This window comes from Streptomyces sp. NPDC017202 (assembly GCF_044331705.1).
GTDB lineage: Bacteria > Actinomycetota > Actinomycetes > Streptomycetales > Streptomycetaceae > Streptomyces.
Genome location: NZ_JBIRNP010000006.1, coordinates 218,700 through 234,842, shown reverse-complemented (window position 1 = coordinate 234,842; position 16,143 = coordinate 218,700). Strand labels below are relative to the sequence as shown.

10 protein-coding genes are annotated in these 16,143 nt (G+C 73.2%); 8 read left to right on the top strand and 2 right to left on the bottom strand.

The annotated features are described in order from the left end of the window. Position 1: 1 nt before the first annotated feature. The 3 genes from ACH4N1_RS15210 (at position 2) to recQ (ending at position 5,576) form a co-directional block, all read left to right on the top strand. A complete protein-coding gene (locus ACH4N1_RS15210) occupies positions 2 to 1,573 on the top strand; it encodes an NADH-quinone oxidoreductase subunit M (protein ID WP_398097368.1) in 1,572 nt (523 codons plus the stop codon). After that, positions 1,570 to 3,219 carry an NADH-quinone oxidoreductase subunit NuoN gene (gene nuoN / locus ACH4N1_RS15205; protein WP_398097366.1) on the top strand — a complete coding sequence of 550 codons (1,650 nt, stop codon included), beginning with the start codon at positions 1,570 to 1,572 and terminating at the stop codon, positions 3,217 to 3,219. The genes ACH4N1_RS15210 and nuoN overlap by 4 nt, the downstream gene beginning before the upstream one ends. A 284-nt stretch (positions 3,220 to 3,503) precedes the next feature. Beyond that, a complete protein-coding gene (recQ, locus tag ACH4N1_RS15200) occupies positions 3,504 to 5,576 on the top strand; it encodes a DNA helicase RecQ (protein WP_398097364.1) in 2,073 nt (690 codons plus the stop codon). A 62-nt stretch (positions 5,577 to 5,638) separates the two neighbouring features. Here the strand turns inward: recQ and ACH4N1_RS15195 are convergent, their stop codons facing one another. Then, positions 5,639 to 6,577, bottom strand: a complete 939-nt coding sequence (locus ACH4N1_RS15195) for a M56 family metallopeptidase (protein WP_398097544.1) — start codon at positions 6,575 to 6,577, stop codon at positions 5,639 to 5,641. Positions 6,578 to 6,712: 135 nt separating this feature from the next. Then, on the bottom strand, positions 6,713 to 8,002 hold the full coding sequence (fahA, locus tag ACH4N1_RS15190; protein WP_398097542.1) for a fumarylacetoacetase: 1,290 nt from the start codon (positions 8,000 to 8,002) through the stop codon (positions 6,713 to 6,715). A 358-nt stretch (positions 8,003 to 8,360) separates the two neighbouring features. On the opposite strand from fahA, the gene ACH4N1_RS15185 reads away from it, so the two are divergent. From ACH4N1_RS15185 to ACH4N1_RS15165, 5 genes are all read left to right on the top strand, one after another. After that, positions 8,361 to 9,743, top strand: coding sequence for a DegT/DnrJ/EryC1/StrS family aminotransferase (locus tag ACH4N1_RS15185; protein ID WP_398097362.1), 1,383 nt, complete (start codon positions 8,361 to 8,363; stop codon positions 9,741 to 9,743). A gap of 193 nt (positions 9,744 to 9,936) precedes the next feature. Further along, a complete protein-coding gene (locus ACH4N1_RS15180; protein WP_398097540.1) occupies positions 9,937 to 12,510 on the top strand; it encodes a lipopolysaccharide biosynthesis protein in 2,574 nt (857 codons plus the stop codon). Positions 12,511 to 12,633: 123 nt separating this feature from the next. Further along, entirely contained in the window at positions 12,634 to 14,406 is a 1,773-nt protein-coding gene (locus ACH4N1_RS15175; RefSeq protein WP_398097360.1) for a glycosyltransferase, read from the top strand. Then, positions 14,403 to 14,828: a hypothetical protein gene (locus ACH4N1_RS15170; protein WP_398097359.1), complete on the top strand. Its 426-nt coding sequence runs from the start codon at positions 14,403 to 14,405 to the stop codon at positions 14,826 to 14,828. The genes ACH4N1_RS15175 and ACH4N1_RS15170 overlap by 4 nt, the downstream gene beginning before the upstream one ends. Beyond that, positions 14,825 to 16,129, top strand: coding sequence for a glycoside hydrolase family 26 protein (locus tag ACH4N1_RS15165; RefSeq protein ID WP_398097358.1), 1,305 nt, complete (start codon positions 14,825 to 14,827; stop codon positions 16,127 to 16,129). The genes ACH4N1_RS15170 and ACH4N1_RS15165 overlap by 4 nt, the downstream gene beginning before the upstream one ends. Positions 16,130 to 16,143: the final 14 nt, after the last annotated feature.

Sequence of the window (16,143 nt, the reverse complement as noted above, 5' to 3'; positions counted from 1 at the left end):
GATGTCCTTTCCTCTGCTGACAGCGACGGCGGCGCTCCCCGCGATCGGGGCGGTCGCCACGGCCGCCGTCCCGGCCGCGCGGCGCAACGCCGCCAAGACGCTGGCCCTGCTGTTCTCCCTCGCCACGCTCGTCCTCGCGATCGTCGTCCTGGTCCGCTTCGACCCGGACGGCGACCGCTACCAGCTCACCGAGTCCCACGCCTGGATCGCCGAGTTCGGCGTCCGGTACGAACTCGGCGTGGACGGCATCGCGGTGGCGCTCATCGCGCTGACGGCGCTGCTGATCCCGTTCATCGTCCTCGCGGGCTGGCACGACGCCGACCCGCTGGAGACGGGCAGCAAGCGGTGGCGGCCGACGCAGGGCTTCTTCGCCCTGATCCTCGCCGTCGAGGCGATGGTGATCATCTCCTTCGAGGCCACCGACGTCTTCCTGTTCTACATCTTCTTCGAAGCCATGCTGATCCCGATGTACTTCCTCATCGGCGGCTTCGGGGACCGGGCCCACGAGCACGGCGAGGAGACGGCGTCCACCCAACGGTCGTACGCGGCCGTGAAGTTCCTGCTCTACAACCTGGCCGGCGGACTGATCATGCTGGCCGCGGTGATCGGGCTGTACGTGGTCGCCGGGAACTTCTCGCTGACGGAGATCGCCGAGGCCCGGGCGAGCGGCTCGCTCGACATGGCGACGAACACCGAACGCTGGCTGTTCCTCGGCTTCTTCTTCGCCTTCGCCGTGAAGGCACCCCTGTGGCCGCTCCACACCTGGCTGCCCAACGCCATGGGGGAGGCCACCACCCCGGTCGCCGTCCTCATCACGGCGGTCGTCGACAAGGTCGGCACCTTCGCGATGCTGCGCTTCTGCCTCCAGCTCTTCCCGGAGGCCAGCAAGTGGGCCACGCCCGTGATCCTCGTCCTCGCCGTGATCAGCATCATCTACGGCGCGCTGCTCGCCGTCGGGCAGCGGGACATCAAGCGGCTGGTGGCGTACGCGTCGATCTCGCACTTCGGCTTCATCGTCCTGGGCATCTTCGCCATGACCAGCCAGGGCCAGTCCGGCGCGACGCTCTACATGGTCAACCACGGCATCTCGACGGCCGCCCTGATGCTGGTCGCCGGCTTCCTCATCTCGCGGCGCGGCTCGCGGCTCATCGCCGACTACGGCGGTGTGCAGAAGGTCGCCCCCGTGCTCGCCGGCACCTTCCTGATCGGCGGCCTCGCGACCCTGTCGCTGCCGGGACTGGCTCCGTTCGTGAGCGAGTTCCTGGTCCTGGTGGGGACGTTCTCGCGCTATCCGGCGATCGGCATCGTCGCCACGTTCGGCATCGTCCTCGCCGCGCTCTACACCCTCGTCCTCTACCAGAGGACGATGACCGGTCCCGTCAGACCGGAGGTCGCCGCGATGCCGGACCTCCGCGCGCGTGAGCTGATGGTCGTCGCCCCGCTGATCGTCCTGCTGATCTTCCTGGGCGTCTACCCGAAGCCCGTCACCGACATCGTCGACCCGGCGGTCAAGCAGACGCTGTCCGACGTACACAAGAAGGACCCCCGGCCCGAGGTGGAGGCGGCCAAGTGAGCACAGCAGTCGTCCACAGTCTGTGGACAACCGCGGCCGACCCGATCTCGAAGATCGACGCGCCGAAGATCGAATACGCACAGCTGTCGCCCACCCTGATCGTCGTGGGCGCGGCCGTCGTCGGGATCCTGGTCGAGGCGTTCGTGCCGCGCAGATCCCGCTACCACGCCCAACTGTTCGTGTCCGTCGTCGCGTTGATTGCCGCGTTCGCCGCGGTGGTGGCGCTGGCGGCGGACGGGTACGGCACCACCAAGGCCCACATCGCGGCGATGGGCGCGATCGCGGTCGACGGACCGGCCCTGTTCCTCCAGGGCACGATCCTGCTGTCCGCCCTGGTGGGACTGTTCACCTTCGCCGAACGGCGGCTCGACCCCGAGGCGCACGGCAACCGCGTCGACTCCTTCGCCGCCCAGGCCGCCTCGGTCCCGGGCAGCGACAGCGAGAAGGCGGCGGTCAGGGCGGGCTTCACCACCACCGAGGTCTTCCCGCTGCTCCTGTTCGCCGTCGCGGGCATGCTGGTCTTCCCGGCGGCCAACGACCTGCTGACCCTCTTCATCGCCCTGGAAGTCTTCTCGCTGCCGCTGTACCTGCTGTGCGCGCTGGCCCGCCGCAAGCGGCTGCTGTCCCAGGAGGCGGCGGTCAAGTACTTCCTGCTCGGCTCCTTCGCCTCCGCGTTCACCCTGTTCGGCATCGCCCTGCTGTACGGGTACGCCGGCTCGGTGTCGTACGCGACGATCGCGCAGGTCGTCGACGGCACGGTCACCGACGTCAGCCCGGCCCTCGCCGCCACCATGGGCAACGACGTGCTGCTGCTCATCGGCGCCGCGATGATCGTCATGGGGCTGCTGTTCAAGGTGGGCGCCGTGCCGTTCCACATGTGGACGCCGGACGTCTACCAGGGCGCGCCGACCCCGGTCACCGGCTTCATGGCCGCCGCCACCAAGGTGGCCGCCTTCGGCGCGCTGCTGCGGATCCTCTACGTCGTGCTGCCTGGCCTGCGCTGGGACTGGCGGCCGGTCATGTGGGGCGTCGCGGTCGTCACCATGCTGGGCGGCGCGATCGTCGCCATCACCCAGACCGACATCAAGCGGCTGCTGGCGTACTCGTCGATCGCGCACGCCGGGTTCATCCTCGCGGGTGTCATCGCGACCACGCCGGACGGCGTCTCGTCCGTCCTGTTCTACCTGGGCGCGTACTCGTTCGTGACGATCGGCGCGTTCGCCGTGGTGACGCTGGTGCGGGACGCCGGCGGCGAGGCGACGCACCTGTCCAAGTGGGCCGGGCTGGGCCGCCGGTCGCCGCTGGTGGCGGCCGTGTTCGCGGTGTTCCTGCTGGCCTTCGCCGGCATCCCGCTGACCTCCGGGTTCGCGGGTAAGTTCGCCGTGTTCAAGGCGGCGGCGGAGGGCGGTGCGGCGCCGCTCGTCGTGGTCGGTGTGATCTCGTCGGCGATCGCCGCGTTCTTCTACATCCGCGTCATCGTCCTGATGTTCTTCAGCGAGCCGCGGCCCGAGGGCCCCACCGTCGCCGTGCCGTCACCCCTGACGATGACGACGATCGGGGTGGGCGTGGCGGTCACCCTGGTGCTCGGCGTGGCACCGCAGTACTTCCTGGACCTGGCGAGCCAGGCAGGAGTGTTCGTGCGCTGACCCGCGGAGCTCGTGCGACGGGCCCCGGTCCCCCGCGGAGGGGGCCGGGGCCCGTCGTGTGGGCCGGAGCGGGCGGGCGCGGCGGGCGGGCGCGTCCGGCGGGCCGGTCCGGCGGGCGGCCGGCCTCCGGTCCGCGGCTTCCGGCGCGCGGCCGGCCGGACCGTGCGGAAGCGGCACCGGGCGGGCGGCGGATCACGGCGGACCTGTGGACAACTCCGGCGGTGTCGGTCCGGACCCCTATCGTGGACGCAGCGGTCGAGGGACGACGTACGGGGGACGGGACGATGCGAGGGACGGGCGGGATCAGGGAGATGCCAGGAACCACCGAGATGACGGGGACGGAGAGCGAGGCGCTGGCCACGCTCCACCGGGTCTTCGGGTACGAGGCCTTCCGGGGCGAGCAGGGCGAGGTCATCGAGCACGTGGTGGCCGGCGGGGACGCGGTCGTCCTCATGCCGACCGGCGGCGGCAAGTCGCTGTGCTACCAGATCCCCTCCCTGGTCCGGCCGGGCACGGGCGTCGTCGTCTCCCCGCTGATCGCGCTGATGCAGGACCAGGTGGACGCGCTGCGGGCCCTGGGCGTGCGGGCCGGATTCATGAACTCCACGCAGGACTTCGACGAGCGGCGCACGGTCGAGGCCGAGTTCCTGGCCGGCGAGCTGGACCTGCTCTACCTGGCCCCGGAGCGGCTGCGCCTGGACGCCACGCTGAACCTGCTGTCGCGCGGCAAGATCGCCGTCTTCGCCATCGACGAGGCCCACTGCGTGTCCCAGTGGGGGCACGACTTCCGCCCCGACTACCTCGCCCTCTCCCTGCTGGGCGAGCGCTGGCCCGACGTCCCGCGGATCGCGCTCACCGCCACGGCCACCCACGCGACGCACCAGGAGATCACGCAGCGGCTGCGCATGCCGACGGCCCGGCACTTCGTGGCGAGCTTCGACCGGCCCAACATCCAGTACCGGATCGTGCCGAAGGCCGACCCCAGGAAGCAGCTGCTGAGCTTCCTGCGCGAGGAACACGCGGGTGACGCGGGCATCGTCTACTGCCTGTCGCGCAACTCCGTCGAGAAGACCGCCGAGTTCCTCTCCCGCAACGGCATCGAGGCCGTGCCGTACCACGCCGGTCTGGACTCGGGCACGCGCGCGGCGCACCAGTCGCGGTTCCTGCGGGAGGAGGGCCTGGTCGTGTGCGCGACCATCGCCTTCGGTATGGGCATCGACAAGCCGGACGTGCGGTTCGTCGCCCATCTCGACCTGCCCAAGTCGATCGAGGGCTACTACCAGGAGACGGGCCGCGCGGGCCGTGACGGACTGCCCTCGACGGCCTGGATGGCCTACGGCCTCAACGACGTCATCCAGCAGCGCAAGATGATCCAGTCGAGCGAGGGCGACGAGGCGTTCCGGCGCCGGGCCGCAGCCCACCTCGACTCGATGCTGGCGCTGTGCGAGACCGCCCGGTGCCGCCGCGGGCAGCTCCTTGCCTACTTCGGCCAGGAACCGGACCCGAAGGGCTGCGGCAACTGCGACACCTGCCTCACACCCCCACAGACCTGGGACGGCACGGTCGCGGCGCAGAAGGTGCTGTCGACGGTGGTGCGGTTGCAGCGGGAGCGCGGCCAGAAGTTCGGCGCGGTGCAGATCGTCGACATCCTGATGGGCAAGCGCACGGCCAAGGTGATCCAGTTCGACCACGACCAGCTGTCGGTGTTCGGCATCGGCGAGGAGCTGTCCGAGGGCGAATGGCGCGGTGTCGTGCGGCAGCTGCTGGCGCAGGGGCTGCTCGCCGTCGAGGGGGACTACGGCACGCTGGTGCTCACGGACGCCAGCGGGGAGGTGCTGCGCCGCGAGCGCGAGGTGCCGCTGCGCAAGGAACCGGAGAAGCCGGTCACGGCGAAGACGTCGGGTTCCTCCACCGGCAGGGGCAGAGCGAAGGCCGCCGCGGTCGAACTGCCCGAGGCACTCCTCCCCGCCTTCGAGGCCCTGCGCGCCTGGCGCGCCGAACAGGCCCGCGAGCAGGGCGTACCGGCGTACGTCATCTTCCACGACGCCACGTTGCGGGAGATCGCCACGGCCTGGCCGACGTCCGTGCGGGAGCTGGGTGGGATCAGCGGGGTCGGGGAGAAGAAGCTGGCGACGTACGGGGAGGGAGTGATCGGCGTGCTGGCGTCCCTGGGCGAGGCCCCGGACCCGGCAGCCGCCGCCCCGGCATCCGGCGCCGCCCCGGGCTCCGGGAGGGCCTCGGGCTCGGGCAAGGCCTCCGACGCCGTATCCGTCGCGGGTGGGGCGACCTTCGCCGACGGGGCCGACGACCACTGGCCCGAGATGGACGAGGAACCGGAACCCGAGGACTGGGGATAGGCGACCGGACACCGGGGAGCGGGGACCTGGGGCGCCTGGCTCCCCCGTCCCCCGGTCGGGCGTCAGCTCAGGGCGGTCAGTCCCGGGGCGAAGGTGATCAGCAGCGGGAGCAGGGGGACCAGCGCCGCCACGGTCGTCGTCAGGGCCCGGTGCCTGCGCAGCAGCCGTGGCGGCGGCTGGAGGAGACGGTCCACGCGTTCGCCCAGCAGGCGGCGGGAGGACGCGCAGGACAGGACGCCCCGGTGCTGGTTCAGCTCGATCAGCGCGAGGGCCGTCGTGAGGTGACCGCAGCGGCGGGACGCCATGTCGTCGGCGGAGAGTTCGACCAGGCGGTGGGTCTGGTCGCAGAAGTGGGCGAACAGCGGGACGCGCGGGAACCCGGTGGCCAGGGCCGTCGACAGGTGCAGCAGCCAGTCGTGGTGGGCGCGGGCGTGCCCTCGCTCATGGGCGAGGACCGCGTCGATCTGGTGGGAGGTGAGGCGGTGCAGGGCACCGGTGGTCACGATCAGCTGGGACGGACTGCCGGGCATCCACCAGGCGTCCGGGTAGTCGTCCTCGAGCACCAGCAGGGGGCCCCGGGCGGAGGGCAGTCCCGCGGGCAGGTCGGGCGCGCGCTCCCGCAGGTGGGCGCGGGCCAGGCCACGGCGTCGGCGAGCCTCGACCAGCTCGCGGGCGAGCATCGCGGTGGTCCAGGCGGCACCGCAGGCCAGCAGCAGCGTGAGCGCCGTCGCCCACACCGGGGCGGTCGAGAGGTCGTAGGCCGCTGTCACGGCCGGCGGCGCCGGGGCGAAGACCTGGGTGCGGACGGTGTGGAAGACGGCGGCCGCCCCCAGCACGAGCGCCGTCAGACAGCACAGCAGCACCGTGGCGACCAGGCACTGCCACACCCACAGCGCCACCACCGGCTCCCGCTCGGGCCACTCGGCCCGGGTCAGCGCGCGCGGGACCGGCACGGCGGCGGTCAGGGCGACGACGCTCAACAGGATCAGGCAGAGGGTCATTGCCATGGGCTCCGGATCCTGGTCGGGGAGAACGGGTCGGTGGCGACGGGCGGTTCCGTGCTCCGGGACGGTAGGTGCGGCGGGCCCGGCGCGGGACCGTTCCCGCCGCCAGTATGACGGCGGGAACGGCTGGAGTCAGCCCGTGCGGACCCGTCCGCTCACCTCGCCCAGACCGACCCGCAGCCCGTCCGGACCGGGGGCCCAGGCCGACAGGGTCACCACGTCCCCGTCCTCCAGGTACGTCCGCTTGCCGTCGGGGAGTTCCAGGGGGTCGCGGCCGTTCCAGGTCAGCTCCAGCAGGGAGCCGCGCTGGTTCTCGGCCGGACCGCTCACCGTGCCGGAGCCGTAGAGGTCGCCGGTGCGCAGGGAGGCGCCGTTGACCGTCAGGTGGGCGAGTTGCTGGGCGGCCGTCCAGTACATGGTGGAGAAGGGGGGCTCGGAGACGACGTGGCCGTTGACGGCGACCGAGATGCGCAGGTCGTAGCCGGCGGGCTCGGTGGCGGAGTCGTCGAGGTAGGGAAGCAGGGGGTGGGTGCGTTCGGGGGGCGACAGCCGCGCCTCCTCCAGTGCCTCCAGCGGGGTGATCCACGCCGACACCGAGGTGGCGAAGGACTTCCCGAGGAAGGGGCCGAGGGGGACGTACTCCCAGGCCTGGATGTCGCGTGCGGACCAGTCGTTGAGGAGGCACAGGCCGAAGACGTGCTCACGGAAGTCGGTCAGCGGGACCGGGTGGCCCTGCCGCGACGGCGTGCCGACCACGAAGCCGACCTCCGCCTCGATGTCGAGCCGTCGGGTGGGACCGAAGACGGGGGCCGGATCGGTGGGCGCCTTGCGCTGGCCCGACGGGCGGACGACGTCCGTGCCGGAGACCACGACCGTGCCGGCGCGGCCGTGGTAGCCGATCGGAAGGTGCTTCCAGTTCGGCAGGAGGGTGTCCGCGGCGTCCGGGCGGAAGATGGCGCCCGCGTTCCGGGCGTGGTGCTCGGAGGCGTAGAAGTCGACGTAGTCGGCCACCTCGAACGGCAGGTGCAGGGTCACCGAGGAAAGGGGGTGCAGGAAGGGGAGCAGCGTCTGCCGGTGGGAGGGTTCCGTGACCCACTCGGTCAGGGTTCGGCGCACCTGGGACCAGACCGTACGGCCCGCCGCCAGCAGCGGGTTGAGGGTCGGCCGGCCGAGCAGGGCGGCGTGCGGGGAGCCGAGGGCCCGGGCCGCCGCACCGGCGTCGAGCACGTGGTCGCCGAGCCGGACGCCGACGGTCCGCTGCCCGGAGCCGGAGCCGGAGCCGGAGCCGGAGCCGGAGTCGGAGCCGGAGTCGGAGTCGGCGTGGGAGCCGGAGTCGGGATGGGGGCCGGAGAGGGAGAAGACGCCGTACGGGAGGTTGTGCGGGCCGAAGGGGTCGCCCTCGGGGAGGTCGAAGGGGGCCAAGGGGGGCATCGGGTGCTGCCTCACTTTCGTGCTCACCATCTGTTCGCCGGGTCCGCGCCTGCGCTCGCCACGGCCGGGTGCCGGCCGTGCGCAGGTGCTCCGCGGTGCTCTGCGGGTGCGCCGAGCCGCGGCACACGTTACGGCCGACCTCGCGGGAGGGACACCGCGGCGGCACGGGAGTGACCCGGGAGGCCGGAGACCGGGCGGTCCCGCCGGAGCGCTCCGCGTCCGTCCGGACACGGGAAGTCGTCCACGGCCCGGTCCGCAATCTTGACGGAGCGGTGCGAAAGGGGAGACTCTGGACGGGTGCCGGAAGGCCTCGGGGAGGGGGCGTTCCCACGGCACCTTTGGGGGGCGGATGGCCACAGGGGAGGCCGGTCTCGCGTCGGCGCGGCATGTTCCACGGCCGAAACGGCTGGAAGAGACCATGCGCGGCAGACTCGGCCGGGAATGCGTGTACGTGCCGTCGTGCCGGTTCGGGCTGTTCGTGGCCTTGCGCCACTGGTGCCCGCCGGGCGGACGGGTGCTGATGTCGCCGGTGAACGACGACGTGATCTTCTTCGTCGTGCTCGCGGCCGGACTCAGGCCCGTGCAGGCGCCGTTGAACCCGCTGGACGCGTCGATCGACGTCGACGCGCTACCGGACGACCTGTGGGGTTCGCTGTCCGCGGTGCTGACGACCAACCTGTACGGCAATCCGGACGACGCGCCGCGGCTGCGTGCGAAGTGCGACGCGTCGGGGATCCCGCTGTTCGAGGACGGGGCGCACGCCATCGGCAGCGAGGTGGGCGGCCGACCGGTCGGGGCCTGGGGCGACGCCTCCGTCTTCAGCCTGTCCAAGCACGTCGGCGCCAAGGCGGGCGGTTTCCTGGCCTGCGCCGACCCGGGCCTGCGCGAGACCCTGGAGAAGACCTGCGAGGACCTGCTGCTGCCCGGCCGGCTCACGGCCGAACTGGCCTACGCCGTCCGGCCGTACGCGGAGGCGGCGGTGCGGGGGCTGCGGCTGCGGCGGGCGGCGTGGGCCACGATGCGGCTGCTCGGGCTGACGGAGCGCGAGGGGATCCGGATGCCGTTGCGGCCCGAGGCACTGGCCGGGGCGGTCGGTGCGGCACCGGACCTCACCGCGAGCGACTCCTGGGTCCGGGTCGACATGCACGACTACCGGTTGCGCTCCGGAAACCTGCGCCTGGGCCGGATCGGCCGCGGACTCGACCGTCTCGACGAGGTCCTGGCCGCCTGCCGGGCGGGCACGGAGCAACTGCTGTCCACGCCGTGGGCACGGCCGGTCCCGCGCGGTGGCGCCGAGGAGGAGGCGGGCCCGCGGGCCGAGGCGTCCGGCGGCTCACCCGGCGCCGGACGGGGACCCGGACCGTCGGCCGTCCCCCGGCCCGTCCCCCGGCCCGTCGCCCGAGCCGTCCCCCGGCCCGTCGCCCCCGTCGTCGTTCAGCCTGATCCCCAACCCCTGTTCCGGGTGCCTCTGTTCGTCGCCGACCGGGACGCCGCGATCGCGGCTCTCGCGCGGCGGGACATCGTCGTCGGATACCTCTACGACCCGCCGCTCGACGACTACGCGGGTGTCGGCTTCACCGACCTCTCGCCGGATCCGACGGGGGCCCGGTGGTTCGCCCGGCACGCGCTGCCGGTCGATCCGCTGCGGGCACGCCGGGTCGTCGACGTGCTGGAGGAGTCCGGCGCGCGGCCGGCCGAGGCGCCGGGAGGGCTGGAACCGACCCGTGGCTGACACCCAGGCCGGAACACACGCCGCGACCTCGGCCGAGGCACGGGCCGGCACCGAAGCCGTGGCGTCCGCCGAAGCCGTGGCGTCCGCCGGAGCCGGAGCCGGAGCCGGCACCGGAGCCGGGACCGGGACCGGAACCGAGACCGGGACCGGAACCGAGACCGGAACCGGAACCAGGACCGGAGCGTCCGCCGGGATCGGAACCAGGGAGCGCACCGGGACCGGTCCCGGTGCGCAGGTCCCTGCCCCCGCCCCGGCGCAGGCGGGTGGCTCCGGCGGCGGGCGGGACTCCGACTCGCTGTTCCGGAACGCCTATTTCCTGATGCTCAGCACCGGTGTCTCCGCCGTGCTCGGCCTCGGCTTCTGGCTCGTGGCCGCCCGTTACTACACCGAGGAGGCCGTCGGCCAGGGCTCCGCCGCGATCGCCGCGATGCGTCTGCTGGCCAGCATCACGGCGACGACGATGATCGGCGCGGTCGTCCGCTTCGTCCCGCGCGCGGGACGGGCGACCGGTTCCCTGGTGTGGCGGGCGTACGCGGCGAGTTCGGTGGTGGTCGCCGTCGCCGCCGTCTGCTTCCTGCTCACGCTCGACACGTGGGGGGCGTCGTACGCGCCGCTCGGCACGCCGGCCGCCGGGGCGGCGTTCGTCGTCGCGTGCGTGGCCTGGGCGCTGCTCACCCTCCAGGACGGCGTGCTGACCGGACTGCGCAGGTCCGGGTGGGTCCCGGTCGGCAACGCGGTGTTCTCGACCGGCAAGCTGATCCTGCTGGTCGTCCTCGCCACCGCGCTGCCGGCGCTCGGGATCTTCGTGTCCTGGGCCGCCGCCATCGCCCTGTCGACGGTGCCGCTGGGCTGGCTGATCTTCCGCAGGCTCATCCCGCGCCAGGCCGCGGACGACCGGGATCTGGAACCGCCCGGGGTCCGCGAGATGGGCCGGTTCCTGGCCGGGGACTCGCTCGGCGCGCTGTTCAGCCTGGCGATGATCAACCTGCTGCCGGTGATGGTCGCCGTCCGCTTCAGCGCGGCGGAGAACGGCTACTTCTACGTGGCGTACACCGTCGGCGGCACGATGGAGTTCATGGCCATCAACATGGCCTCCTCCCTCACCGCCCACGCCTCGCACGACCCGCGCCGGCTCGCCGACGGCGTCCGCGGGGCGCTGCGCCGGATGACGCTGCTGCTGGTGCCGGTGGTGCTGGTACTGGTGGTGTTCGCGCCGCAGATCCTGCTGCCGTTCAACGAGGACTACGCCGAACACGGCACCACCGTGCTGCGGTTGCTGGCCGCCGGGGCGCTGCCGCGGGTCGTGGTGGAGCTGTACATCGGGGTGCTGCGCGTGCAGGGCCGCACCGGCGTGCTCGCCGCGCTCCAGGGCGCCATGTGCACGCTGGTCCTGGGCAGCGCGGCCGTACTGTTCACCCCGGCCGGGATCGCGGGCGCGGGCTGGGCGGTGCTGCTGAGCATGTCGCTGATCGCCGTCGTGTCGGTCGCCGGGCTGCGGGCGGCGCTCCGCGAGGGCGGCCGGGGGCCCGCCACCGTGCCGGCCGACGCCCCGCCCGCGGACCGCTCCGCCCCGGCCGTCGCGACCGCGACCGCCACTCGCACCGCGACCGCGACCGCGCCCCGTACCGCGACCGTGACCGCGACCCGCCCTGCGTCTGCGCCCGAGCCCGAGCCCGAGCCCGAGGCCAAGCCCGAGCCCGTGACCACGCCCGCGTCCGCGTCCGCGGCCAGGACCGACGGCACGGTCGAGGTGGACGGCGTGCGCGGGGTCCGGCTGAACGCCACCGCCGGGTACGGCACGAACTGGGCGCGCCGGGCGGCGTACGAGCACGAGGCCCGCGACGAGGACACCGTCGCGCTGTTCATCGGCCGCCCCGGATACGAGAGGGAGGCCCTCCAGGCGGACACCCTCGCGCTGATCGTCCGCCCGCGCCGGGACGCACCGCCGGTCGGGCCCGGCGAGGGGCCGAGCGCGCCGGCGCCCGACCCCAGGGGCGACGGCCTCTGGTCCGAGCGCGGACAGCGCCGGCTGCGCGCCGGACTGTGGGGCCTCCTCGGCGTCGCCACGGTGTCCTACGCCGTGGCGCTGCGGAACCTGCCGTGGCTCGGCGGCCGGCTCACGGGCGGTCTCGCCAAGCCGTTGAGCGGGCGCGGGATGCTGGGCCTGCTGCCCGGCCCGGCGCTGCTCGCCGGGGGAGTGCTGCTCCTGCTGTTCGTCGCCGCCGTGACACTGGTGACGCGGCGCGAGGCGTGGCTGCCGGGCACGGCGCTGGGAGCTGTCGTCCTCGCGCTGTACGCCGTACCGGTGGCCCTCGGACGGGAACCCCGGGCACTGGGTGGGACGTTCTCCACGCGGACGGCGGATTTCTTCGCGCGGACCCTGGGTCTTCCCGGCCCCGACCCGCTGCTGCGCTGGGTGCCGCCGGTCTGCCAGCTGCTGTGCCTCGTGCTGCTGTGGCTGCTGCTCGACCGCGCCGGCCGGCGCTTCGGTGACCGGCGCTTCGGCGGCCGGCCGCTCGGGCGGCTGCCGTGGGCGGCGCGCTGGGGGATCGTCCATCTCGCCGCCGTGGGGGGCTGGGCGGGGAGAGAGACGCTCGCGCCCGCCGCGCCGCCGGCGCTCGGCCTGCTGTTCCTGCTCGTCCTGCTCCTGTCGCTGCGCCGTGCCGACCCGCCGTCGGAGCCCGCGCCGGATCCGCACCCGTCACCGACGGGCGGCGGAAGCGGCCCAGACGCCCCGAACACACCCAGCGACCCGTCCCGCGACTGATCAAGCCCAGAGCCGAACCGCCAGGGGGGAACCGTCGTGCGTCCGCCAACCACTCCACGGGAGAGATCCGAGCCGGAGCCCGCGACCGCTGCGGACGCGCCGGGCCCGGCGGGCGGGGAACCCGTGACCGACCTCTCCGACCTGCCGCCGGGCCGCCCCTGGTGGCACGCCGCGCTGCACCCCGCGTCCGCGCTGCTCGTCGCGCTCGCCCTGTGGGGCTGGGCGGTGACCCGCACCGACGTCTCCGACCTCGACGACTTCGGTCTCGTCACCGCCGTGCATCCCGCCTTCTGGGCGGGACTGACGCTGCTCACGGTCGGCTTCTGGGTCACGCTGCGCGGCCCGCGCCGCCACCCCCTCTGGGCACCGGCGTACGTCGTGGCCCTGCTGGTGATGGAGCGCGCCACCCAGGCGGTGCTGTACCCGACGCCCCTGTACGCCTGGGCGTGGAAGCACGACGCGGTCGTCGACCACCTGCTGACGGCGGGCCGGCTGGAGAACGCGGACGCGATCGGCGACATGGCCGTCTACGACCAGTGGCCGGGCTTCTTCGCCGCCCAGGCCACGCTGGTGCGGCTGCTGGGCGTGGACTCCGCCGCGCACGTCATGGCGTGGTGGCCGCTGGTGTCCGGCCTGGTGCTGCTGCTCCCGCTGCTGCTGCTCTACCGCACGTTCACCGAGGACCGGCGGCTGATCTGGACCGGAGTCTGGCTCTTCTGCGTCGCCAACTGGGTCGGCCAGGACTACTTCTCGCCCCAGTCCGTGGCCTTCGCCCTGCACCTCGGCGTGCTGGCCGTCGTCCTGCGCCGTTACGGCCGCCCCGGCGGGTCCGCCGCACGGCAGCGGCAGGCCGTGTGGACGGTGCTGCTCACCCTGCTGATCACGGCCGTCGTCATCACGCACCAGCTCACCCCCGGCATGCTGATCGTCTCGCTGGCCGCCCTCTTCCTCACCCGCCGCTACCGCGACAAGGTCCCGCTGATCACGGCCGTCGTGATCTTCCTGGCCTGGTGCCTGACGGCCGCCCTGCCCTTCCTCTCCGCGACGATGCCCGACATGATCCGCTCGATCGGCGACATCGGCGGCAACGTCTCCACCGGCTACGGCGCCACCCCGACCGGCACCGGCGCGGTGACCACGTCCTGGGCGGCCCGGCTGCTGTCGGCCTCGGTGCTGCTGCTCGCGGTGGTGGGCGCGCTGCGCCGGCCGGTGCTGCGCCACCGCGCGACGCCGCTGCTGCTGATCGCGGCGGCACCCCTGCCGATGCTCGGGGCGAGCAGCTACGGCAGCGAGATGATCTTCCGGGTGCTGATGTTCACGCTGCCCGGCGCGGCCTTCTTCGCCGCGGCGGCCCTGCTGCCGCAGGTGCGCACGCTTACGGCGATGGAGAAGTCCGGCCCGACCGAGCCCCGCCGCCACCTGTGGCTGCCGCCGCTCGCCCTCCTCGTCGGCACGCTCGCCTTCGTGCCGAGCTACTCCGGCAAGGACCGCATCAGCTACTTCCCGCCGGCCGAGGTGGACCTGGTGCGGCAGGTCGTCGACCGGGCGCCGGACGACTCCCTCGTCGTCGCGGCCGACCGCAACTACCCGCTCGCCTTCGCCGACTACTGGAGGGTGGACCACTACTGGTTCCTCGACGACGGCCGCGAGCACGTCGACGCCGTCGTGCGCGATCCGGCGGCCGTACTGGCCCGCGACATGTCCGTCGTGAAGTCACCGGGCCGGGCCTACCTGCTTTTCACCCGTGGCCAGTTCGCCGACGCCGAGATGAACGGGCTTCTCGAAAAGGGCCAGTTGGAAAGCATCCGGCGGTCCGTCGACGCCTCGCCCCTGTTCGAACGGGTGGCGGGGAACGACGCCGGGGTGGCCTACGTCCTGAAGGAGACGGGCCGATGACACCGCGGGAACTGGTCGTACGGGCACTGCCACCGCTCGGCGGCTGGCTTGCGCTGTCGGCGCTCGCGCTGCCCGACGGCTCCGTGCCGCGGGGCGCGGCCATGGTCGCCTTCCTGGCGGCGGGGCCGGGCGCCGCCGTGCTGAGGATCTGCGGTCCCGCGTTGGCCGTGGCGCCCGCCGCGGGGCCCGTGGAGCGCCGGGACCCGGCCTTCGAGCGCCACTCCGACCTGCTCGAACGGCTGATGCTGGCCGTCTTCGTCAGTGTGGCCCTCGTGCTGCTCGCCGGGACGGTGTTCATCGCCACGCACGCCTTCAGCGCGCAGCGCGTCCTGCTGACGCTCACGCTGCTCACCACGGTCGCCGCGTTCTGCCCGCGGCTGCGCGCCTCCCCACCGAGGACTGCGAAGGGTTCTGCTCCGTGAGGTTGCTCCACCCCGGCGGCGACGGACACTCGCCCCGTGACGACGACCGCCCGTCCGGCGGCGACGACCGCCCGTCTCCCGGCGACGGCCATGCGCCCGGCGGCGACGACCGCCCGTTCCCCGGCGACGGCCGGGCCCAGCGGCACCGGCGCCCGCGTGACCCCGGCCCCGCTCCCCGGCCCCGCGCGCCACGCTCCGCGATCCCCGGCCCCCGGCCCGGCCCCCGGCCCGGACCCCGGCCCCGCTTCCTCACCGTCGCCGCGGTCGCCTGTGCCGTCCTGACGGTCGTCCTCCTCCTGCGGGGCGGCACCGGCCTGGGCGACTCCGGTTCCGGGCCGGTGCCGGGCGGGTCGCGGCCCCCCGCCCTCGGCGGCAGGTGCGCGCCGACCGCGCTGCTCGAACCGCCCTGCGGGGCCTGGTTCGGCGCGTTCGTGCCGCACGGCAAGGACAACCTCGCGGAGAAGGTCCGCGGCTACGAGCGGCGCATCGGCCGCAAGCTCGACATCGTGTACACGTACCACGACATGTCCCTGGTCCAAGGGGACCGCCTGGAAGGGCAGTTGCTCACCCCGGAGGAGCAGCGCGTCGCCGGCGAGGAGCATCTGCTGCTGCTGTCCTGGGAGAGCAAGTGGTGGGGCGGCACGAAGGCGCAGCAGCCCACCTGGAAGCAGATCGCGGACGGCGACCTGGACGCCTCGGTCATCGACGTCCAGGCCGCACGGGTCAGGGATTTCGGGGAGAAGGTGTTCCTCTCCTTCGACCTCGAGATGGACACCCGCACGCCCGCCAACGGCACCCCCGAGGACTACGTGCGCGCCTACCGCCACATCCACGACCGGTTCCGGGAACTGGGCGTGACCAACGTGGTGTGGACGTGGATCACCACCGGCTACCTGGAGCACGCCGACCTGATCGAGCGGATGTACCCGGGCGACGACTACGTCGACTGGGTCGCCTACAACCAGTACAACTACTACCGGTGCCACGACGCGGGCTGGCTCTCCTTCGCCGAGACCCAGCGGGCCACGCACGACTGGATCCGCGAGAACATCTCCGACGACAAACCGCTGATGCTCTCCGAGTTCGGCACGGCCGACGACCCGTCCCGGCCGGGACGGCAGGCGCAGTGGTACGCGCAGGTGCCGGCGGTCCTGAAGGGCCTGACGGGCGTCAAGGCCGCGCTGCAGTGGAACTACCGCGACCCCGGCCCGCACTGTGACCTCGCGCTGGCGGGCGACGCGTCCTGGGCCAGCCTGCGCAAGGCGGTCTCCGACCCCTATCTCAACCAGCCGTTCGGATGACCCGGACGAGCCGC